Origin of the sequence: Herpetosiphon gulosus, assembly GCF_039545135.1 — a bacterium.
Lineage (GTDB): Bacteria > Chloroflexota > Chloroflexia > Chloroflexales > Herpetosiphonaceae > Herpetosiphon > Herpetosiphon gulosus.
The window spans coordinates 42,533-64,157 of record NZ_BAABRU010000011.1; the positions used below are offsets into that span (position 1 = coordinate 42,533).

The 21,625-nt window shown below is 48.1% G+C and carries 17 protein-coding genes; 11 read left to right on the plus strand and 6 right to left on the minus strand.

Annotation, left to right across the window (positions count from 1 at the left end):
* Nucleotides 1–15: 15 nt before the first annotated feature.
* Nucleotides 16–2,658 carry a sigma factor-like helix-turn-helix DNA-binding protein gene (locus tag ABEB26_RS15640; RefSeq protein WP_345722973.1) on the minus strand — a complete coding sequence of 881 codons (2,643 nt, stop codon included), beginning with the start codon at nt 2,656–2,658 and terminating at the stop codon, nt 16–18.
* A gap of 228 nt (nt 2,659–2,886) precedes the next feature.
* Here ABEB26_RS15640 and ABEB26_RS15645 point away from each other — a divergent pair, with 228 nt between their 5' ends.
* From ABEB26_RS15645 to ABEB26_RS15675, 7 genes are all read left to right on the plus strand, one after another.
* A complete protein-coding gene (locus ABEB26_RS15645) occupies nt 2,887–3,366 on the plus strand; it encodes a hypothetical protein (protein ID WP_345722974.1) in 480 nt (159 codons plus the stop codon).
* Nucleotides 3,366–4,703: a hypothetical protein gene (locus ABEB26_RS15650; protein WP_345722975.1), complete on the plus strand. Its 1,338-nt coding sequence runs from the start codon at nt 3,366–3,368 to the stop codon at nt 4,701–4,703. Before ABEB26_RS15645 ends, ABEB26_RS15650 begins: the two co-directional genes overlap by 1 nt.
* Nucleotides 4,700–6,082, plus strand: coding sequence for a VWA domain-containing protein (locus ABEB26_RS15655; RefSeq protein ID WP_345722976.1), 1,383 nt, complete (start codon nt 4,700–4,702; stop codon nt 6,080–6,082). Before ABEB26_RS15650 ends, ABEB26_RS15655 begins: the two co-directional genes overlap by 4 nt.
* A gap of 16 nt (nt 6,083–6,098) precedes the next feature.
* The gene (locus ABEB26_RS15660) at nt 6,099–7,217 is read left to right on the plus strand and encodes an AAA family ATPase (RefSeq protein ID WP_345722977.1); all 1,119 of its coding nucleotides are present in this window, start codon (nt 6,099–6,101) and stop codon (nt 7,215–7,217) included.
* Between the two features lie 4 nt (nt 7,218–7,221).
* Nucleotides 7,222–9,903: a DUF5682 family protein gene (locus ABEB26_RS15665; protein ID WP_345722979.1), complete on the plus strand. Its 2,682-nt coding sequence runs from the start codon at nt 7,222–7,224 to the stop codon at nt 9,901–9,903.
* A gap of 448 nt (nt 9,904–10,351) precedes the next feature.
* Nucleotides 10,352–12,022 carry an acyl-CoA dehydrogenase family protein gene (locus ABEB26_RS15670; RefSeq protein ID WP_345722980.1) on the plus strand — a complete coding sequence of 557 codons (1,671 nt, stop codon included), beginning with the start codon at nt 10,352–10,354 and terminating at the stop codon, nt 12,020–12,022.
* Between the two features lie 215 nt (nt 12,023–12,237).
* Nucleotides 12,238–13,323: an STAS domain-containing protein gene (locus tag ABEB26_RS15675; protein WP_345722981.1), complete on the plus strand. Its 1,086-nt coding sequence runs from the start codon at nt 12,238–12,240 to the stop codon at nt 13,321–13,323.
* On the opposite strand, the gene ABEB26_RS15680 is transcribed toward ABEB26_RS15675, so the two are convergent.
* From ABEB26_RS15680 to ABEB26_RS15695, 4 genes are all read right to left on the minus strand, one after another.
* Entirely contained in the window at nt 13,320–14,117 is a 798-nt protein-coding gene (locus ABEB26_RS15680) for a nitroreductase family protein (protein WP_345722982.1), read from the minus strand. The genes ABEB26_RS15675 and ABEB26_RS15680 overlap by 4 nt on opposite strands.
* 13 nt (nt 14,118–14,130) lie before the next feature.
* Nucleotides 14,131–14,886: an SCO1664 family protein gene (locus ABEB26_RS15685; protein ID WP_345722983.1), complete on the minus strand. Its 756-nt coding sequence runs from the start codon at nt 14,884–14,886 to the stop codon at nt 14,131–14,133.
* 227 nt (nt 14,887–15,113) lie between these two features.
* On the minus strand, nt 15,114–15,716 hold the full coding sequence (locus ABEB26_RS15690; protein WP_345722984.1) for a DUF3090 domain-containing protein: 603 nt from the start codon (nt 15,714–15,716) through the stop codon (nt 15,114–15,116).
* Between the two features lie 37 nt (nt 15,717–15,753).
* Nucleotides 15,754–16,425, minus strand: coding sequence for an MSMEG_4193 family putative phosphomutase (locus ABEB26_RS15695; RefSeq protein WP_345722985.1), 672 nt, complete (start codon nt 16,423–16,425; stop codon nt 15,754–15,756).
* 264 nt (nt 16,426–16,689) lie between these two features.
* Here ABEB26_RS15695 and ABEB26_RS15700 point away from each other — a divergent pair, with 264 nt between their 5' ends.
* From ABEB26_RS15700 to ABEB26_RS15715, 4 genes are all read left to right on the plus strand, one after another.
* On the plus strand, nt 16,690–19,290 hold the full coding sequence (locus ABEB26_RS15700) for a HEAT repeat domain-containing protein (protein ID WP_345722986.1): 2,601 nt from the start codon (nt 16,690–16,692) through the stop codon (nt 19,288–19,290).
* A 220-nt stretch (nt 19,291–19,510) separates the two neighbouring features.
* Entirely contained in the window at nt 19,511–19,789 is a 279-nt protein-coding gene (locus ABEB26_RS15705; RefSeq protein WP_012190931.1) for an HU family DNA-binding protein, read from the plus strand.
* 116 nt (nt 19,790–19,905) lie between these two features.
* On the plus strand, nt 19,906–20,370 hold the full coding sequence (locus ABEB26_RS15710) for a GyrI-like domain-containing protein (RefSeq protein ID WP_345722987.1): 465 nt from the start codon (nt 19,906–19,908) through the stop codon (nt 20,368–20,370).
* Nucleotides 20,371–20,465: 95 nt separating this feature from the next.
* Entirely contained in the window at nt 20,466–20,921 is a 456-nt protein-coding gene (locus tag ABEB26_RS15715) for a redoxin domain-containing protein (protein WP_345722989.1), read from the plus strand.
* A 375-nt stretch (nt 20,922–21,296) separates the two neighbouring features.
* On the opposite strand, the gene ABEB26_RS15720 is transcribed toward ABEB26_RS15715, so the two are convergent.
* A complete protein-coding gene (locus ABEB26_RS15720; RefSeq protein WP_345722990.1) occupies nt 21,297–21,617 on the minus strand; it encodes a hypothetical protein in 321 nt (106 codons plus the stop codon).
* Nucleotides 21,618–21,625 lie beyond the last annotated feature (8 nt).

Consider the following 21,625-nt stretch of genomic DNA (forward strand, 5'->3'; position numbering starts at 1 on the left):
CTTTATTGAATTTTATTAAAATGTATCCATAAGCTCAGAAAAATGAATAATATAATCAATGTATAAGCCTGCAAGATATGGAGCACTATTCATTAATGCTTGCCGCTCACTCAATGTAGGCCGTAATCCTTGGGCGGGATTATTTCTTTCTTGGCACAGTAAATTTACAGCCCCAAGATCTATAATAAGATTTTGGTTTTTGGCATAATCTACCATGTCAACCAATTTCCATTTTTTAGGGTCTTTACCCAAACTTTGGCTTGCGTTTATTCTTCCACTGATGATTCCTGAAATTAAACAATTTTTGATTGTGGCCTCAAATTCACGTCCTAATTGAAATAAAGCTATATCAATATTAGTTTCATTTAAATTCGTTAATGCATGATTGATATTATCCCTTAATTGTGAATCCTGAATCCGATTTACTTGAGGAAAGGTAATAGAATCTGTACCTTTTAATCGGCACATTTTAGTACCTGTTTCTGGGATAATTATTGTTTCAACTGATGACATTTGACGAATATAGGCATACATAGTCTTATCATGGAAGTTATATGGAGCCGAAGTTAACTGCTTGATAAGTTGAAATAACGGCATCTGCTTATTGGGCGACTGTTCAAGTAACAAATGAACTGCCTGCTGAATACTATCACGAATAGTCTGTTTCTTACGAGTTATCGACTGTTTTGTGTTTATTTCCGCTTTATAGTTTGGTTGAAACGTTGCAAATCGTATAGTAGTGTTTGGGTCGTGATAAATACGTAAGGCAGGATTCCTTGCAACCATACCAATTGCTTGGCGTGAAGTTACTCTAGCAGCGTGCATAAGGGCTTCACGAATAATCCGTAGCTCTAATTTTTGAGTTTTATGTTGCTTGAAAATGTTTGCAATAAAATCTGCAATTTGTTCGCGATTCCAAATATGGGCATTTTCTGTCTCCTTCCATGTTGCCAAACCCCAATGGCTACGGCTTGTTTTACGGAAGATTTTGGGATTACTGGTAAGGTAGATATTAATTGATCCTCGACCAACAGGCCTTCGCTGCTGAACATAATCAAAGATTTCTTGATCAGTAGCTGGTTTATTATGGATATGTAAAAATTTTTCCATTAATTCTAAAATACTACTAGTATCAATGTGATTCCATGCCTTCAAAGCCCACTGACCTGTTCGACCAATTGGTATAAATCGAGCATCGCTAATAAGTTGATTAGCAAAATTTTGTTCTTGGAGCTTTTGATGTCCATGTGGTATCAGTGTACTATTGATTGTTCTCGTCATTGATCCAATTGATAAGGGTTTCCCTGCCTCGGTTAAAATCCGGTAGGCTTGATCTCCTCTGCTTTTTAAATATTCGAATTTCCCCCAAAACAGGCCATCATCCCGTTGTTCAATAGTGCTACATAACTTTATATATTGATGGAGTTCTACTAAACTGATTTTTTGATTTTTAGGTAACTTTTGGTTGATTTTTAAAAGGATCTCGAAGTCTTCCATAGGAATTATTATATCTTGTGTTAAAAGTATATCTAGATTAGTAATAATAGTTTGAGTTAAATCTTGATTAGCTAATGAACTGTGTTGCCATACTGGAATTAAATCAGTATTAATTAAATGAATAGGATTCATTTCTGCTAATTTAAGTAATAGATGAATAATAGGATTATTTGCATTACTACAAGATAGAATAAATTCTATTTTTTTAAACAGATCATTTTCTGTTATAATCATATTTTCCCTTTTATTAAAAATCTTTAATATAGATCTTATCATAAAAAGGATGTTTGGATGGATGATGTAAGGATATTCAATATGTTCTTTTTCTGTTAATACCAAACGTAATTTTTTTAAACACTTAAATTCAATTTGTCGAACTCTTTCGCGTGTAATCCCAAAAAATGACCCTAATTCTTCAAGTGTAAATTTGTTTGTTTTTTTTAATCCAAATCTATGCTGAATAATTTCCCAATGTCGTTCATCATTAGAGATATTTAAGATAAACTTGATAGTTTCTTCAAGAAAGTAGAAAATATTTAAACTAGTATTAACTGGATTGTATTGCTGAGGTATTATGATAAGACCTTGTTTATTGAAATACTTGTTCCAATCAATTTTATTATCTTTATCAATTGAATTTTTGATATTTTCGATTACTCCATTTATTTTCTTGATATATCTATTATCTAATTTATTTTCACGAAGAGTTCCATTCTCCTGAGCATTATAAAGATCGAGTAATGTGATGATATTCATATCATTAAGTTTGTTATAAATGATTTCTGGTAAATGTAATTCATCTATTGTTATGTGTATGAAGTTTTCACTAATAGTAATTTTTCTTGAGAGAATATTACTCTCCCTTGAAAAAGGATTACTTTCTTGTACATTTTCAGGATCTATTTTTTGTAATACCCAATAGCGATTCCAATCAATATTATGGTTCTCATCTATAGAGTTACATAAATTTTCAACAGAACTAGTGATAATAGGAACTGTTGATACGCCAAGTCCGTGAACTATTGAAAGATTATTTAAGTAAGGAATTAATTCGCCAAGATTCCAGATATTTGCTCTTAACAATATATTTCTAATTCTATTTGGTAGCTGTAATTGTTGAATCGTAATAGAGTGGAGATGGTCAGGGATTGTTATCAGCATATAATCTTTCCTCTAATAACTCTGATCGAATAAGTTTACATCTCTTTTTCGGTTTTAGCTAGCTGCATCCTCATGATAATCGATCTTCAGCATTTAACCAATGAAAAAATTGATGGCTCATAAATCCTGTGACTGCTAATGTCTCATGTGCTTGGTATGCTAGGTTTGCGCTGGAATCAAGAGTTGATACAGAATTAATCGAGTGTTGCATAGCGCAAAGGAGGTTTGATGATTCCCTCATCACTAAATCCGCCCCAAATCTTCCGCCAAACCGATAAACGCAATGTCCAAGAAGTGCCATTTGTGGAGCTTGCCGATGGACGGTTGCAAGGCGTGGTTTCGAGTGGCTCGGATATTCAGCGGGTGTATGTGGCATATTTCGAGGCGCGGAGCCTCAATTTTTACTGTAGCACCAACAATAATCGGCCTTGTGGTGGTTTGCGCGGCAGCCCTTGCAAACATCTGACCAATTTGCTGGGCGAAGGCATTAAGCAATTTGGCATTGAAGGCATTTTGAAATATCTGCAATCAGCTCACGATCCAACCCAAATTAAACATTTAGGTGATTTTTTGCGGATCGTTGGTCATAATACCAACCAAGCCCATGGTGCAATTTTTAGCCGATTTCTTGGCGCACTCCAGTTGCTCGAAATTCCGCTTAGCCCAATGCCACTGCCCGAGATGGATTGGTTTGCAGGGGGCATGTGATGCTATCAACGGAATTTAGTGCAAGCAACGACCTCATCCAAGCAATCGATCAACTCTTGTTGGCGGGCTTTACTAATCTCAATCATAGTCATCAAACGACCCTGCAACGATTGACGCAGGTCTATCAGGGTACACCGTTTGAGGCTGCAATGCTCAGCACAGTAACTGATTTAAGCAATGGGGTGTTTCAACCAGCCGCGTTTGTGTTGCTGGCAGTAGCTCGGGCAGCGCTACAAGCCGCCCAGCATGATCAACTTTCAGCGCAAATTCGGTTGCAACTAGGTCGCCCAATCAATGATCAACCAAAATCGACTGCCATGGCGCTTGCAGCAACTCCGCCCTTGTTGGGCAGCCTGCAGCATTGGCTGACCGATTTGGCAGTAATGGGCTTTTCGCGGCTGGAGCCAGCGATGATCAACGCCTTTACGCCAACCCTCGCCCAACTGCAAACTAACCCCGATTATCTGCGTACTTCAGCAATTCTTTCGGGCTGGCTGCAGGAATTGCAACTTCAGCCCGAACAATTGCCGTTGTTTCGATGGGGTGATTTGTGGATGCGAGCCATGCTTTCAACCCTCAGCATTAGTTCAACCCCGCCAACCCAACCGGTCAGTGGCACGCTGTACCCCTTGGGCATCGAATGGCGACAACATTCCACATTGGTTAGTTTGGTGGTCTATGCTGTGCTTGAGGCCGATTCCAAAGCTAGCTTGGTCACAATCACCCAATCGGCCTATAAAGTTGCGGCAATTCAGCAAGATCAATTGTGGTTGTTGTTTCCTGAGTTGAGCCTGCTCTTTGATAGCCTGAGCAGCGCCAAAGCCTTGATTTTGCGTGATGCGCCTGTTTTGCCAACTGGTCAATTGCTGTGGGATGTGCAGACCACCAGCTTGGGCGCTAAATATGAATTATTAGATATTGCTGAGCGCCATTTTGGCCTAAACCCCAAACAACCGCTTGCTCAAGCCCAACTTGCCCCCGAACAACGCCACCCAGTCCATGTGGCCGAGCCAGTTGTCTTGAGCAACTATCAACTTACTCAAAGTACCGAAGCTTGCACAATAACTACTGCTGAACATAGTTTCAAGCTCGATCTTGGCTTTATCAACGGCACTGAAATCGATTTGGCGGTGCTTGAATCGGCTCATCGTTTGTTTGGCATGGTGCGCTACGATGCTGGCGAGTGGCTGCTGCGGCCTTTGTCAACCAGCTTGAAAAAAGGCAAGCCGCTATTTATTGGGCTTGAGAATGGCAAAGTTTTCAAAAAAGCGCCCAAAAATAATGCTGTTGGCATTCTCAAAGAGCGTGCTAGCCGCTTGCTCAGGGAGAAATCATGAACCAATCCGAGCTATTAAATCGTCGCCAAGTGCTCTATTGGCGCATGCTCAGCACCATGTTTGGCTACGACCAGCAGGGCGAAAACTTTGACAATATGAGCCATGAAATTGCCCAAGATTTGGCGTTGCCTGAGTCGATTTTGCATCCAACACTCTCGCTGGATCAATTGTTTCAGCGTTATCCTGAGCTTGAACCAGAGTTCAACCTGACCGAGCTTGACGATCGTCAAGATCCTACAATCTTGCGCCGTTCATTGATTATCTCGAAGTTGTTGCTAAATGTTTTTGGCCCCCAAACCCAAAAACGCTCGATCAGCGCTGCTGAGTATGCCCAATGGCTCAAAGATGTAGCCCATCTTGAACGTTGTTTGGGTTTTCAGCCTGGAGCGTTGCGCCAAAGCCAACCTGGTCAAGGCCAAGCCAGCCAACCTGGTGGTTTGCAAGGTGGGCAGGGCATTGGCTCAGGCTTCAATCTCTCTGAAGAAGAGTTGCGCCAAGTCATCCAAGGGCTGGAAAAAGATTTGATTAAGCGTATGGCCTTGCGCGAAGTGTTGCAAGATAATCGGCTCGCCGCCCAACTTACGCCTTCGATGGCGGTGGTTGAGCAATTGCTGCGCGATAAAAGCCATCTTTCGGGCAATGCTTTGATCAACGCCAAACGTTTAATCAAACAATATGTCGATGAATTGGCCGATGTGTTGCGTTTGCAGGTGATGCAGGCGGTTTCGGCCAAAATTGACCGTTCAGTGCCGCCCAAGCGGGTGTTTCGCAACCTTGATTTGAAACGCACAATTTGGCGCAATCTGACCAATTGGAATTCCAATGAAGGTCGCTTGTATGTTGATCGCTTGTATTATCGCCAAACTGCCAAAAAACGCACACCAATGCGCATGATTGTGGTTGTTGATCAATCTGGCTCGATGGTTGATGCCATGGTGCAATGCACAATTCTGGCTTCGATTTTCGCCGGCTTGCCCCATGTTGATATGCATTTGATCGCGTTCGACACACGCATGCTTGATCTCACGCCGTGGGTACACGACCCGTTTGAGGTGTTGCTGCGCACTCAGCTTGGCGGCGGTACAAGCATCAACGAAGCCTTGCTCTTTGCTAGCGAAAAAATTCAAGAGCCACGCAAAACCGCCGTGGTACTGATCACCGATTTTTATGAAGGCGGCCCGCAGCAGGTGCTGCTCGATACAATCAAAGCCATGATCGAATCGGGTGTGCATTTTATTCCGGTCGGGGCGGTTACTAGCTCAGGCTATTTCAGCGTCAACGATTGGTTCCGCACCAAGCTCAAAGAAATGGGTCGGCCAATTTTTGCTGGCAGCCCTCGCAAGCTGATCGAACAAATTAAGCAATTTATTACCTTGTAATGAAGGAGTTGTCAAAATGTCTGATACCGTTTTGCGCTTGCCCGCCGAACTCAAATATGCCGATGAATTGCGCTATTTGGCCGAACGTGATAGCGGTCAACGGCCTGCTCGCTGGCAACTTTCGCCCCAGATGGTGCGCACCTTCGTGCTTGGTAGCACGCCTGCTCAAAAGCTCGATCGCGAGATTGCCCAAAAATGGTATGGCGACCCCAGTATTGCCGAGCGGGCGATTGTCACCTTGGCCTCAGATCGCGGTTTGTTGCTGATTGGCGATCCTGGCACGGGCAAAAGCTGGATGGCCGAGTTGCTGGCGGCAGCGATTTGTGGCGATTCGACCTATGTGGTGCAAGGCACGGCAGGCACAACCGAAGACCAAATTAAATATTCGTGGAATATTGCCATGGTAATTGCCGCTGGCCAATCGCGTGATTCGATGATTCCTTCGCCCATTATGACCAGCATGCAGCTTGGTGCAATGGGTCGGTTTGAAGAATTAACCCGTTGTACCAGCGATGTCCAAGATGCGCTGATTTCGATTTTGAGTGAAAAATACATTTCGATTCCTGAATTGCGCAACGATAATGTGGTATTTGCTAAGCAGGGCTTCAACATTATTGCTACCGCCAACAGCCGCGACCGTGGGGTTAACGATCTTTCGTCGGCGCTCAAACGGCGTTTCAATTTTGTGCATATTCCAGTGGTCACCAACAAAAAGCAAGAACGCGAAATTATTCTGTTTCGCACGACCGAGCTGTTGGAGCGCCAACAAGTGCGAATCGACGTTGCCCCAACCTTGCTCGATGTCTTGCTGCAAACCTTCGCTGATTTACGCGAAGCTAGCGCTAGTGCTAGCTCCGACGATGCCAAGCTCGAATCAGCGCTCTCGACCGCTGAACAAATTGGCGTGTTGGAAGATGCCGTGCTCTATTCGACCTACTTTGGCGAGCAACGCCTCACGCCCGAAATTCTTGGGCGCTCGTTGGTTGGCACGCTGGTTCGTCGTCGCCCCGAAGATATTGCCGTAATGAACAAATTCTGGCATAGCGTGGTGGCCAAACACAGCGAAAAACATCAAGGCGAATGGCGCGATTTTATGGCTGGCGGTCAGGATGCAATGAAGGTCATCGAGGGATAAACCCATGCTTGATTCACTAACCCAACAATTAAAGGTCACAGCGGCAGCCTTCAGCGAAGATGCTGAGGCACTGCAACGCTTGCTCCAACGCATGGCCCATGATGTTGAGCGAGCTGAACACGAGCCGCTTGATCTGTTTCCGGTGGCGCATCATTCACCTGCTTCGGCCTTGCAACTGGTGCGCCGCTTGCACCAAAAGCAGCCAAAAGTCATTTACATCGAATTGTGCGAGGATATGCTCGAGTTGGTGGGACATTTGCGCGATTGTAAATTGCCAGTGGCGTTTCAGGCATTTGCTGCCGATAGCGAGTTGGTTCCGCCAGAGGCGCTGCCAATTAGCGTGGTTGCGCCCTTGACCGAATCGTCAGCCGAATATCAAGCGATTGCCTATGCCCTGACCCACCCTGAAACCCAATTGGTTTTTGTTGATCGTCCAGTTGATTATGTGTTTCAATGGCAACCCTTGCCAACAATCGACGAGGATGCAGCCGACGATGATGATGAGGCCGCCCAACTCCATGGCAAATCGATTGGCGTGACGATTGGCTCGTTAGAACCGACGTTTGACGATTTTCTGCATTATTTGCTGCAAAACTCCAACTCGCGCCATTTTACCGAATGGTGGGAGCAATATGTCGAGCGGGTGATTTTGCACGCCGATTATGCCATCTATCGCCAAGTAATGACCTTGGTTGGCAGCTTAATTCACCAACTTGGTCGCAAACCCCAAGATGTAATCACTGATCGTCTGCGTGAACGCTATATGTGGACGCGGATCAAGCAACATTTAGCCGAGCATGCGATTGATCCAACTGAGGCCTTGTATATTTGTGGGGCGGCGCACTTGGCCAGCGATGTAGCTGAATTTGGCACTAATACTGCCGAGCAATGGGCTGAAATGCCTGCTAAAAGCAATACTCAATGGCTGTTTGGGCTGATTCCATCGAGTTTTGTGGCAATTGAACAGCAGTTCAATCATCCACCTGGCACAATTGCTTTGGCTGAATCGACCTGGCGCAAAAGCCTTAAAGCTGTTGATATTAAGCCGTTTCAGCTTGGCAAGGAGCAAAAACCAGCCAAAGCCAGTCGCAATAAAGCTCCAGCCGTTGCCAGCCAACAATCAAACAATCCTCAGGCTTTGGCTAATTTTCTGGGCATGCCGCCCGAAGTGGCCGAGGCCGATCACGAGCAATTGATCGATTGGTGTGCGCGAATTGTGGGTTTGGCGCGGGAAAATGGCTATTTGTCCAGCACCGCCGATTCAATTGCAATTTATGAAACATCGTATCTTTTGGCTAATATTCGTAATCGCCGCCAGCCCTCGCCCTACGATTTTCAAGATGCGGCGATCACCTGCTTGGAAAAAGATCGCACGCCACGCAAACGCAATATCAGCCAATTGTGTCGGGTCTTGTTGGGCGGCGATCGGGTTGGCACGGTCGGCTATGAATCGCTGCCGCCATTGGCTAAAAATATCTATGATCGATTAGCGCCGTTGAATGTCAACCTGTATGCCAAAACCAACCAACGGGCTTTGATGGATTTTAGCCAACGTCCCGATTTACTCGACAGTTCAGAGTTACTTTGGCGCTTGAATTATTTGCTGGGTAATTATGTGGTGCAGCCAATCATTGGTGAGCGCAAACTTGGCAGCAAACCATTGCAAGAATCGTGGGAAATTCGGATTGGCAAATACCAACGCGATGTGATTCAACTAGGCTACGAAGGCATTACGCTGGAGCAAGTGCTAGAGCAGCGCATGCGTCAACGGGCCTTTGGCGATGATGCAACAGCGGCCAAAGCGCTGCATACCGCCGAAGCCAGCTTGATGTATTTGCATAGCCCACGCTTTACCGAGGAACTTGGTTTTCACAGCCGCGCCTTGTTAATTCAAGAAACGGGCGTGCAGGATGCGCCAGATATTTTCGACCGTGCTCGCCATTTGGTGCAATATTATCGCACCACGCCTCAAGGCTTGGCGGTTTGGCTCGAATCGTTTGTAGCAACTGGTTATAGCCATTATGCCTCGTTGCTGCCGCAGGCCATCGCCGATCGCGGCACTACGCCCGAAGCGGTGGCGGGCATGTTGGGCTTTATCTTCTCGCTGGAGAGTTTGGCCTTATCGGTTGGCTGTCAGCGCAGCGAATTGCTAATTAGCGTTGAACTGGCTGGCAAGGGCGAAGTTGCCCCCGATAAACTGGGCTTGTTGTGGGTTGCCGAGTGGCTGCTCAATCGGCGTAGTATTCAGTCAATGCGCGAATTTTTCGAACATCTCACCGAAGATTCACTGAGTTTGCAAGGATTGCCCGCCTACCTGAATGGCTTTATCTTGGCCTTGAAATTTGCCCCACGGATTGCGTTGTTCGTGGTTGAACTTTTGAGCCATATCTTCCGAATTGTGCCCGACTCAGTATTAATTCCATGGTTGCCAGGCTTTATTTTGCAATTACGCCGTAACGCCACAATTCTGGAGCCATTGATCAAAGAGGCCGCCCTAGTTTTTCCAAGCGATTTGGCAGGCCTTGGCGCATGGCAACCCAATTGGATGCACGATCAACAACGTTTGCCTGAGGGCGAAATGACGATCGATGCAGAACTAAGCCCCGATGATCAATTGGCCCATAATTTGCTTTTAGCGCACCCAGCTGGAATGCAGGCCTTGGCAGCGCTATTGAAGCTTGGGTAAGCTTTAGGGGATCAGTCATTGGCGGTCGGGGATTGGGATTTAACGCAGAGGTGAGGGGTTAGGGTTCAACCTACAAGGGTAGGTTTTTAATAATGATTTGGATGTGACTCACCGTCGATTAACGTTCCCTAGCCCCCTAGCCCGCCCGCGAGGCGAGGGGGAACCGTTCATCATGAGCCTTGGAACACCCCTCTCCCGCCGTAGTGGGAGAGGGGTTGGGGGTGAGGGAACGTTAAAACCTACCCTTGTAAGTGAGGGTTCAGGCGCTAGGGATCAGGTAATGGACATAGGATTCTAATCAACTAAATCTGGGGCTAAAAACAAATTTTCATCGTTCCAAACTAACCCCTAACTCCTGATCCCTGATCCCTAGCCCCTTCGTGAAGGCTACTTTGAGCGCTATAATACAGGCATTCGTTGGTTTTATTAATATTTGGGAGTTGCAACGATGCCACCCTTTAATCAACCAGCCCCACAGCTTGGCAATCAATATAGCAGTGATCGCCTGCTCCAACTGTATCTCCGCCGCCGTTTACCCGCAGATGTCCTAGCCCAAATCGAACCAGCATTGCAGGCAATGGGCGATTTAGCTGGTAACGAATTGTATCAGTCGCAATTGGCTGACCGTTTGAACGAGCCGCAATTAACTCAATGGGATGCCTGGGGCGAACGGATTGATCAGATTGTGCTAACCCCGCTCTGGCAACGTGCCCAGCAGATCGCCGCCAGCTATGGCCTGATTGCCACAGCCTACGAGCAAACCTTCCATGAATATTCGCGCACCTGCCAATTTGCCTTAGCCTATCTTTTCCATCCATCGAGCGATGTGTATAGCTGTCCCTTGGCGATGACCGACGGTGCTGCCCGAACTTTGCTCCAAGCGGGTAATCAGGCCTTGATCGAACGCGCCATTCCGCATTTAACCAGCCGTGACCCCAGCCAATTTTGGACGAGCGGCCAGTGGATGACCGAATCGACTGGTGGCTCAGATGTTGGCCGCTCGGAAACGATCGCCCGCCAAGCCGAGGATGGTAGCTGGCGTTTATATGGTTGCAAGTGGTTTAGCTCGGCCACAACTTCGCAAATGGCCTTGACCTTAGCGCGACCTGAGGGCAATCCATCTGGCGGGCGTGGTTTGGCTTTGTTCTACGTCGAAACCCGCAATCAACATGGGCGGCTCAATCAGATCGAAGTCAACCGACTCAAAGATAAATTGGGTACACGCAAAGTGCCAACGGCTGAACTGAATCTGCTTGGTACGCCAGCAATTCCGGTGCAAGGCTTGGGTGATGGCGTGCGCTCGATTGTGCCGATGTTGCAAATTACCCGCACCTGGAACAGCGTTTCGGCGGTAGGCTTTATGCGGCGTGGGATGGCTCTCGCCCAAGATTATGCCCAAAAACGCTGGGCTTTTGGTTCGTTGCTCAATCAAAAACCACTGCATGTCGATAGCTTGGCTGGCTTGCAGGCCGAGTATGCTGGCGCATTCCTGCTGACCTTCTATTTAATCGAATTATTGGGCTTCGATGAAGTTGGCCAAAGCACGCCTCAACAGCGACAATTATTAAGATTATTAACATCTATTACCAAATTGACCACTGCTCGCCAATCGGTGAGTCATACCAGCGAGATTATTGAGAGTTTTGGTGGGGCGGGCTACGTTGAGGATACCGGCTTGCCGAGCCTGCTGCGTGATGCCCAAGTGCTTTCGATTTGGGAAGGTACAACCAATGTTTTAGCGCTCGACAGCCTACGGGCGATCAGCGAAGACCCCAGCATTTGGCCCGTATTGAGAGAGCAAGTTAATCTGTGGCTGAGCAACGCCCATGATCCAAGCCTGAGCCAAGCGATTGTGGTGGCCCAAACCGCACTTGATCGATGTGAACAATGGTTTGCTGAAAGCAGCCTTGATCGCAGTTTGGCTGAAATGGGGGCGCGGCGTTGGGCATTAACCCTTGGCCGAGCGCTTGAATTGGCGTTGTTAATCGAACATGCTCAGGCAGCTTTGATTGACGCAAATGATCGCTGGTTAGCGGCAGCGGCACGCCGGTTTAGTTGTAGCGCAGTTAATTTAATTGCCACAATTGATGCCAACGATAACCAAATCTTGCTCAGTTAAGGGCGATGGCTATAAGCATAATTCCTAACAATCTACAACAACCGTATTTTGGTAAAAGGCGATAGTACTATGAAAAAGTAGGCTAGCCCTAGTACCGTTGGCTGTTTGCGTGCAATCACAGGCTAGGGTATAGTAGGGCAACTTGTTATTCCTCCCAATGTGCGGCGATGCAAATACTGGTTGTTTTAGCCCATTAAGCCAAAAAGGGTTTTTTCATGAAAGCACTACTTGCGTGGTTAGCTCAGGTTGATCATCCGCTTGAGGATGTGCGGCGACGTGGCCAAATTATTATCAGCGTGATGTGTGCGCTCCTCGTTATTGTTGTGATTGCCATTCCTTCCTTGCTGTTCAATCCTCGGCCACTAACATCAGCTTCTGCCTTAGGTTTAGGTTTCATCTTGGCGGTGGTGGTCATTCCGTTGGCGCGGCGTGGCAAAGTAACGTTTGCTGGCTGGATTGTGGTGATCACGACCGCCGTGATTGTCTCGATTCCGATGATGTTGCGCGGCGAAACCAGCTATACCCTAGCCTATTTACTGGTTCCTGTACTGATTGCCGGGGTTGTGCTGCGGCCATGGCAAATTTTATCGGTTCTCGTTGGGGCTTGGGTGATTATTGGCACATTGGCGTTTGTCTATCCCACAACCGATCAAGTGGCAACAACTGGTGGGGTGGTTACCCATGCGATCTTGATTACCATGATTGGTTCGATTATTAGTTTTGTGAATAGCCGAATTACGGTTGGGGCTTTTCATGCGGTTTCCGAGGGCCAGCGCACGATCGAGCAAAATGCCAAACAATTAGTCGAATTAAACTCCTCGCTGGAAGCCCAAGTCCATGAACGTACTGCCGACCTTGAAAACGCTCTCATGAAATTGCAAGATCGGGCTAGCACCCAAGAGCGCTTGCTTGATGAGATTGAGCAGCAGCGTGAAGTGATTCGCGAGATGAGCGTGCCAGTTTTGCCAGTCGCTTCCAAAGTCTTGGTAATGCCATTGATCGGGGCGCTCGATAGCGAACGCCTGACCCGCCTGCAAGAGAATGCCTTACAAGCGGTGCAGCGTCAGTCGATCAAGCATTTGGTGCTAGATATTACCGGGGTTGTGGTGGTTGATAGCCAAGTTGCCCAAGGCTTTATTAGCGTGGTGCGCTCAGTACGTTTGCTTGGTGCTGAAACCATGTTGGTCGGGATTCGGCCTGAAGTTGCTCAGGCCATGGTTTCATTGGGGCTTGAATTGGATTCAATTAGCACCTCGGCAACCTTGCAAGAAGGCTTACAACGTATCCCCAACTACAATTAATCGGGCTTGGCTGCTGGCTCAAACGGTTGGTCCCAACGATTGGCATAGGCTAAAGCCGCTGTGCGTTTGCGCTGCGATGAAGTCCAATCGATCGTTGGGCGGTCGGCGGCCTGCGGAATATAGCCCAAGCGATACAGCACCATCAAGCTATGCTCATCGGGTATTTGCAACAGTTTGGTGATTTTCTCCCATTGCCCCTCAACTTCCATTGGGGTCGAGATAAACTGCATACCAATGCCCAACGATGTGGCAGTCAGCCAAATTGTTTGCATCACCGCACCCAAGGAAAGTAGCGAGTACATGCCTGATAAATCATCAGGTTTGTATTCGCTTTTATCAAGCGTAATCCCCAAAATCAAAGGCGAGCCAGCGACCAATTTACGCGCATCTTTGCCGAGCACTTTGGGCACTTGAAATTTGGCCATCAACTCGCCGCCACGCTCAGTAAAAATATATTTGGCAAATGGTTTTAAAATTGCTGGCATATTGTCGATCAAAATCCCATCGCCTCGTTGATCAACTTCTTGCTTGGAGAAACGAAAATATTTGCGATAGCGCTGCCAGAAGCGGCCCCCAGCCATTAATTTTTGCATCGATTCGCCTGCAATTTCGGCTAATTGCATGCGCGTCGTTTGATCTTGAATCACAACGAAACGCCAGGGCTGCGAATTGAAGTGCGAGGGAGCACAAGCCGCCATCTCCAAAATAGTTTGGACATGGGCCGGGTCGAGCGGGCGATCTTCAAATGGGCCGTTGGTGGTGCGGCGCGAACGAATTGCATCAAGTAAATCCATGCGGCTTCCTTGTCTAAACGGGCGGCCATGGAATTGAGCGCTGCCCATACGAGGCGGGAAATTTGGCGCTACTGATCAGGCGGTTGATTCGTTGACGCATCGCCTTGATTTCACGTGGGTAGAGCATGTTGTTGAGTGCGTTGGTCAGACTGGTTTCTGACGCTAAATCTTGATCGAGTTGCTTGAGATCGGCCAAATCGGCTTCATCTATCGCCTGACCAACCCAATCCCAAATGACGGTGCGCAACTTATATTCATCGTGAAAGCAGATGCCATGATCAATTGCCCAAATCCGTTGGTCATCGTCAACCAGCACATGGCCCCCCTTGCGATCAGCATTGTTGATCACAATATCGAACAGGGCCATGCGCTGAAACTCGCGTTCATGGCCTTCTTTCAAGGTAAAAAAATGCTGTTCGTAATCGGCATGAATTAGCAATTGGACTGAGCCAACGCCGTGTGGGCCTTCGCGGGTGACGGTTGGTGGCACTAAATGCCAACCCAAGGCATGGCTAATCAAAAATGCGGCGGCCTCGCGTTTGTATAATGTGCCCTGAGGAAAATCCCAGAGCGGGTTTTCGCCACGCTGTGGTTTATAGACTGCCCCAAGCACCAGCTCACTCTGATCGTCGGCATGCACTTCAACCAAAAACGTATAGTTACTGCTCCATGGCAATAATCCCTGCAATTCCATCCGGCCATCGCGCAGCACTTGCAAGATCGTTGTCAATTCGAGCGCTTGGGGTTGCTCTGATTCGTGATCGCTCATGGGCTACCTCAGTGTTGGGCAAATGAGGGGTCGGAGGGCAGGGGTCGGGGATCGGGAAGTTGCCTAATCCCCATGGTCTGCTCCTAACCCAAATCAATGCGAGGGGTTGGGGGTCAGAGGGCAGGATGATCCCTGATCCTCCATGGCCTACCCCTAACCCAAATCCGTCTGACCCCTGCTCCCTTTGCTTAAACCTGACCCCTGTTCCCTAGCCCCGACCCCTACTGTTACATTTCCGAGGCTTTTTTATTGCCGTGGCCATTTTTCTTGACGCAGAGATGACCTTCATCTTCCATTGGCTGCAAACATTGAGGGCAAATTGGCCGCCCGCCAGTGGTGATAATGTCCATAGCGTTGCGACTGAGTGCCTGCATTTGCGCCCGCGTTGCCGAAATCCGCACCCGTCGTGGATCGTTTTTGCTTTCCTCGGCCTCAGCATGTTGCTGCAAAATTGGGTCGATTTCCTCATCGTCCTCATCGGCGGCCAATTGGAATTCTTCAACCTCAACGACCAACAAATCGCTGGTTGGATCGTAGGCTAACGACATTTGGGCGATGCGGAAGAAAGGATTTAATGGTGGGCGCAGCAGCAATTCGGCGGGCGTTGGCTCCTCGGAAGCATCAGGTCGGGCAACCCCACGTTTATCCAACTCTTCCAAAATATCGTCAATGCGCAAGCAGAGTGCTCGAACCAGCTCTTTTTCAGTGATTAATGAAACCAGGTCGCTACCTTTTTGAGCTTGTAAATAAAAGGTGCGTTGGCCTGGTTGGCCAACTGCTGCTGCGGTAATATGGCTAACGCGCCGTAAATCGTAGACGAAATCTGACATGCCGAACCTTTCAATTCAGTGCAAGCGAGTGTTTAGTTTAGCCCACAGGCCGTTCAGTTTCCGGCGTAAGATCGTTCGCATCGTTTGAAGCAGGTTTGGCTTCAGGAAAGCTAGGCATTTCGCCAGTGTGATTGACACATAGCACATGCGGTCCGCTATCGTTGACCGAGACAATCGTTACTGAGGCTGGGCTGATAATAATTCGTTGGAATAAATCTAAATGAACACCCAAATAGTGCGCGATCATCGCCTTGACCACATCAGCATGGGCAAAAACCGCGATCAACTCATCGGGGTGTTGTTGGCGCAAGGCTTCGAGTGCATCGACGACCCGATTTTGCATCTCGCGCAGGGTCTCGCCGCCTGGAATGCGTGTGCCCGATGGAAAGCGCTGAATATTGGCCCAGGTTGGCGTATCCGCTAATTCTTTAATCGTGCGGCCTGTCCACTCTCCAAACTGAATTTCGCCAACGCCCGCCAAGATTTGAATTTCGAGGCCAAGTTGCTGGGCGATTGGTTGGGCGGTTTCGACGGCTCGCTCAAGCGGGCTGCTATAGATCGCTTTAATCGGGGCTTGGGCTAAATGTTCAGCCAAGCGTTGAGCTTGAGCCTGACCTTCAGCATTCAGATGGACGTTGGGTGTCCAGCCAGCCAAGGCTTTGCCAACCATATCGTTGGTGGCATGGCGAATTAACAAAAACGTCGTCATTGGTATCGATTCCTCCGCTACGACGCACAATACATCGTATTATACGGCGATTTTAAGCCCAATGGAAACCGATATTTTAGCAATGGCACATTTGCAAATACTTTATTCTGGCTAGTGATATAGCTAGCTGTATCGGTTGTATATCGCTTTAAGGATCGCTTAAGAACTAGTGTGGATTCATTGAATATGGTGAAATAGAGCCAGACAACAAACTCCTACTTCGAAAAACCACCACCGATTATTGATACCCATTTGGAGGAAACCATGGCTCATCCACGTCTGGTTCGATTGTTTTCGCTGATCCTACTGACCGCCTTGACCGTCCAGTTGGTACTGATTCCAAGCAATGTTGCTGCTCAAAGTAAAAGCAAGCAAGCGACACCTGCAAGCGAATTGCCTGCAACCGTGCCAGGCGAAAACTATTACTATCCATCAAACGATATCTACCAATATTACTGGTCAACCTTAGTCGATACGGTTTCAACCACCCAAGAACAAAGCAGCGGCATTCGCAACGATAGCAACAGCTTCAATCTCCAAGGCTATTTACAAGTTGAACGCTATGCCTACGATAGCTACAGCGCTTACCTACGTGCCCAAGTTGTCCGACCAGTTATGTACAACAAAACTGAGGCTGGCTGGCAGCAGGTCACTGATCCTGAAGTGATTGGCCGTACTACTGATGCTGAATTAGCCCGACCATTCTACTTCCAACAAGATCGCAATGGCACGGTTTATGGCCTGTATTTCGATAGCGCTGATACTGAAGATGTGCAAAATATCAAGCGAGCAGCGCTTTCACAATTGCAAATGTATTTCTTCTATGATCCAAATCCAATCGGCGAGTGCTCAGATCCTACCCAAATTCAGTGCTTGCAACCCTATAGCATTGGCGAAAGCGATGTTTCAGGGGCATATACTGCCGATTACACCAGCCGCATGATTGATGCTCAAACGGTTGAAATTACCAAAAAACGCACCGAAAAATCCTACAAGAGCTTCGCTGATCGTTCAATCGCCAACGCTGAAGCAACCAAAATTGAAAGCACCAGTGTGGCAGTCTACGATTTGCGAGCGGGAATCTTGCTCAAAAATACGACAACCCAACGGATTCGCAGCGGCTTCAGCACCGAAAATAGCTTGAATAACTATGAAGGCTCAGGCTATGGTATCCAATCAGGGGCTGATTCTGACGATTCAATTCGCTATGAAGGCACGATTCCTGGTTTCTTAGAGCCACAATCATTCGAAGGCAAGGCCAGCACCAAATCAATTACCAACATGATTCGCTCAATCGAAGGCAAAGAATACAAATCAGCCGATATTGTCGCCAGTGTAACTAGCAATAAGGCTGATGCTGACCGTGGTTTGGCGGCTGCCGATTTGGCGACGGCCTTGAAAGACCTTGCGGCTGCACCTGGCGACCCCAACGGTGTGACCCGCCTTCGCGCAACCTTGAACACGGTTGATGGCGCTTTGGCCCAACTTGATCAACATTTGAGCAAGGGTCGTACCAACCCAGCCTTGCACGAAGGCATCATCGGTGCATTGACCGGCGTGGTTGATAGCAAAGCTCAAGCCTTGATCGTCAAGCACTTTGTTGGTAATCAAAGCCTGAATCAAACCACCCGTACCCAAGCCTTAACCGCTTTGACGGTGGTTGCCGAACCAAGTGCTGAAACTATCACTGCTGTGCGCAACTTGGTGCAAGCCAATGGCAGCGATGCCAAGCAAGCCTTGCTGGTTTTGGGTGCAATTGCCAATAATATCCAAGCCAAACAACCACAATTGGCGCAAGAACTCAGCCAAATTATCGAAACCAAGCTCGCCAAAGCCACAACTGACCTTGACCGCGACTTAGCCTTGCGAGCCTTGGGCAATGCTGGCCCAGCGACCGACCTGAGCGTCATCAGTGGCTACCTTGGCCATAGCAACGAAATTGTGCGCACCTCGGCGATTGATGCCTTGCGTAAGTTCCCAGCAGATGAAACTGAAGCCTTGTTGCTGCAAGCCTACACCAGCGAAACCAGCGCTGTTGCTCGCCACACTGCTCGCGAATTGCTCTACGCCAATGGCGATGTGCCAAGCTTGAACGCCTTCGATTGGAACTGGCAAAAATTTGTTGGTGGTGGCGACCTCAAGGGCGAATTGAAAGCGCGCTTGTACTTGAGCGATGGCCCAGATATTACCGCCCTCGCCCACGGTGAAGCCAAAGCCCATGCCTGGTCGTGGAGCTACAGCCTGGCCGAAGCCAAAGCTACCTCATATGTTCAAACCGAAAATGGCACCAAGTATCGCTACTTTGAAGCCTATGTCAAAGTCTTGGGTAACAACGTCTTTACCCCAATCAAAGAACGCATCGCTTGTGGTGTCCAACGCACTGGCAACCTGTATCAAACGACCATCACCTTCTTCTCGGTAACCAAAACCTTTATGGTTGGCCCGATTCCGATTCAGTTGGGCTTGTCAGCCAGTGGCAGCATCTCAATTCCTTGGAAGATTGTCGCAACCGCCTGTGATGTGCCAATCTCAGCCAGCGCCAATGTTTCGATTACACCAACGGTTTGGGCTTCGGCTAGCGCAACCGCCGCAGTCACCATCTTTATCGCTCGTGGTGGGGTAGGCATCAACGCCGACTTCCTCAAGACTTCGCTCGAAGCCAAGGCCAGCGCGACCTATCACATTACCAATGGATTCCACGGCAACTTAGGCCTGAACATCTCGGTTCAACCGCTGGCAGTGCGCATTTTCCTCTGGTATCAATTGCGCAAATGGAATGGCAGTTGGAAGAGCCGCAACGAATGGACGATTTGGAATTGGAGTGCATCAACCCAAACCTGGCCAATTTGGAACACGAATTTCTAAAGAAGCTTAATGAATGGCCCAAATGCAGTGCTCATGGCACTGCATTTGCTTTTTATAAGGGCAAAAACCTACTCCCTGAGCCAAAAAACTACTTGCATTCTTGGCACGGGTGATATAAGGTAGGTGATATCGCGAATGCTTGTGGTATTACGAGGATACTAAAGCCATGCGGCTGTCTTTCAATTCTGGTGAAGACAGGTAGTGTAAGGAGTAACTCCAAATGCATCAATCGGATTTGATCAAGGCCATTGCGGAAAAATCAGGTTTGAGCCAAGCCCAAGCTGGCAAAGCAGTTAACGCCTTGCTCGAAAGCATCACCGAAGCGTTGGCTGCTGGCGATCGGGTCGTCTTGACTGGCTTTGGGACGTTTGAAGTCCGCGAACGCCAAGCTCGTACTGGCTTCAACCCCAAAACCCGCGAGCCATTGGAAATTCCTGCTACCCGCGCCCCAGCATTCTCGGCTGGTAGCAACTTGAAAAAGGCTGTGACCGAGAAATAAGCCTCGGTCAACCCAAAAACCACGGCTAGGCTAAGCGCATAGCCGTGGTTTTTTTAATTTGAAAATAGCACAAACGTTTTGTATAATCAATTGCTGTGTTTGTATGAGGAATGTGTATGCAAGTTTACGAACGGGCTGGTTTAATCATTGCAGGCTTGGCAACACGCACCACTAATCAGACTGAGGCTGATCCGCGCACAGGCTTGATTGGGCCACTCTATCAGCGTTTTTTTGGCGAAAACATTAGCCAACAGCTCACTAACGCCGATTTAACTAGCCGCTATGGGGTGTATACCAACTATGCCAGCGATCATCAAGGCGAATATGATCTGATCGTCGGCCATGCTGTGAGTAGCGATCAACCCCTTGCTGATGGCTTAAGTCGGGTTACAATTCCAGCTCAGCGCTATCTCCGTTGGCAGGCCACAATTACCCAACCCAGCGATGTGATTGGCATGTGGATGCAAATTTGGGAGTATTTTAGCCAACCTCAGCTACATCAACGTAGCTATACCGCCGATTTTGAATACTATGATTTTGCCCAGCCTGATCAGGCCGAAATTTGGATTGCAATTCAGTAAGGTTATGGTATTGACTTGTCATAATTCCTCTCACCTGACTCCAATGCGCAGTATAATGTAAGCCTTAGAGTGTGCCATTTTAAGGAGCGCTGCACGTGGATAGTACCACCCTCAAAGTGGGCGATCAAGCCCCCGATTGGACATTAACGGGTACTGAAGGCGATGTACACTTGGCCAGCTTCCAGGGCCAAAAAAACGTTGTTTTGTTGTTTTATCCATTAGATTTTAGCCCTGTTTGTTCGCTGCAATTGCCTAGTTATCAAGCTCGCAAGCCTGAGTTTGATCAACGTGATACCGAGATTTTTGGCATTAGCACCGATAGCAAGTGGTCGCATAAAGCCTTTTCCGACCAACTCGGGCTAGAATATCAATTGCTGAGCGATTATCAGCGCCATGTTTCCGAGGCCTATGGCGTGTTGCGACCCGAAGGCTTTACCAATCGGGCAGTTTTTGTGATTGATAAAGCTGGCATCATTCGCCATGTTTCGGTAACTAACCCCGGCCAACAGCCCGACCAAAATGAGGTCATTCGGGTTTTAGAAACGTTGTAATAACCGTAAAGCTAGGGCTAAACGCTGGAATTCGCCGTCAATTGGCATGCCCTTACCCCCTAGCCCCTCTCCCGCCCGCGAGCGAGGGGGAACCGCTCCAGCATAACGATTGGAACGCCCCTCGCTCGCCGCCGTGGGAGCGGGGTTGGGGTGAGGGATCTTAAAACCTACCCTTGTAAGCTTCCCCCTCTCCCGCCCGCGAGGCGAGGGGGAAGCAGTCTACCATGACGCGTGGAACGCCCCTCGCTCGCCGCCGTGGGAGCGGGGTTGGGGTGAGGGAACGGAGATTTATGCTTAAAAATCTATCCTCGTAAGGGCTTTAATTCCCCCTGCGTTTCCCGCTGGAGGGACGGAAGGGTGGAGAATCCATAGCATTTAACTGATAATGGATAGACTTATAATTAACAAGCCTTGCACTAACGCCAATCCTGCCAAAACTTTAAAGGCATGATCGGGAATCCAATCGGGCCACAGCCCACCAGTTTGCTTGATTGGCTGGCGATCTTGGCGATAGTGCGGGTGATAGCGGGCATGCACATAGCTGGCAACCATCAACATCACGCCTGGTAAACTATCAATTAGCATTCTCAGGCCAGCAGTTAACTCGCCGCTTTGCCAAAATGAACTACTGGTCAGCGCTAAAGTTATGCCAAAAAATCCAACCAAGCCAAATAAAATGTGCTTTAAATATTTCATCGTTCTCT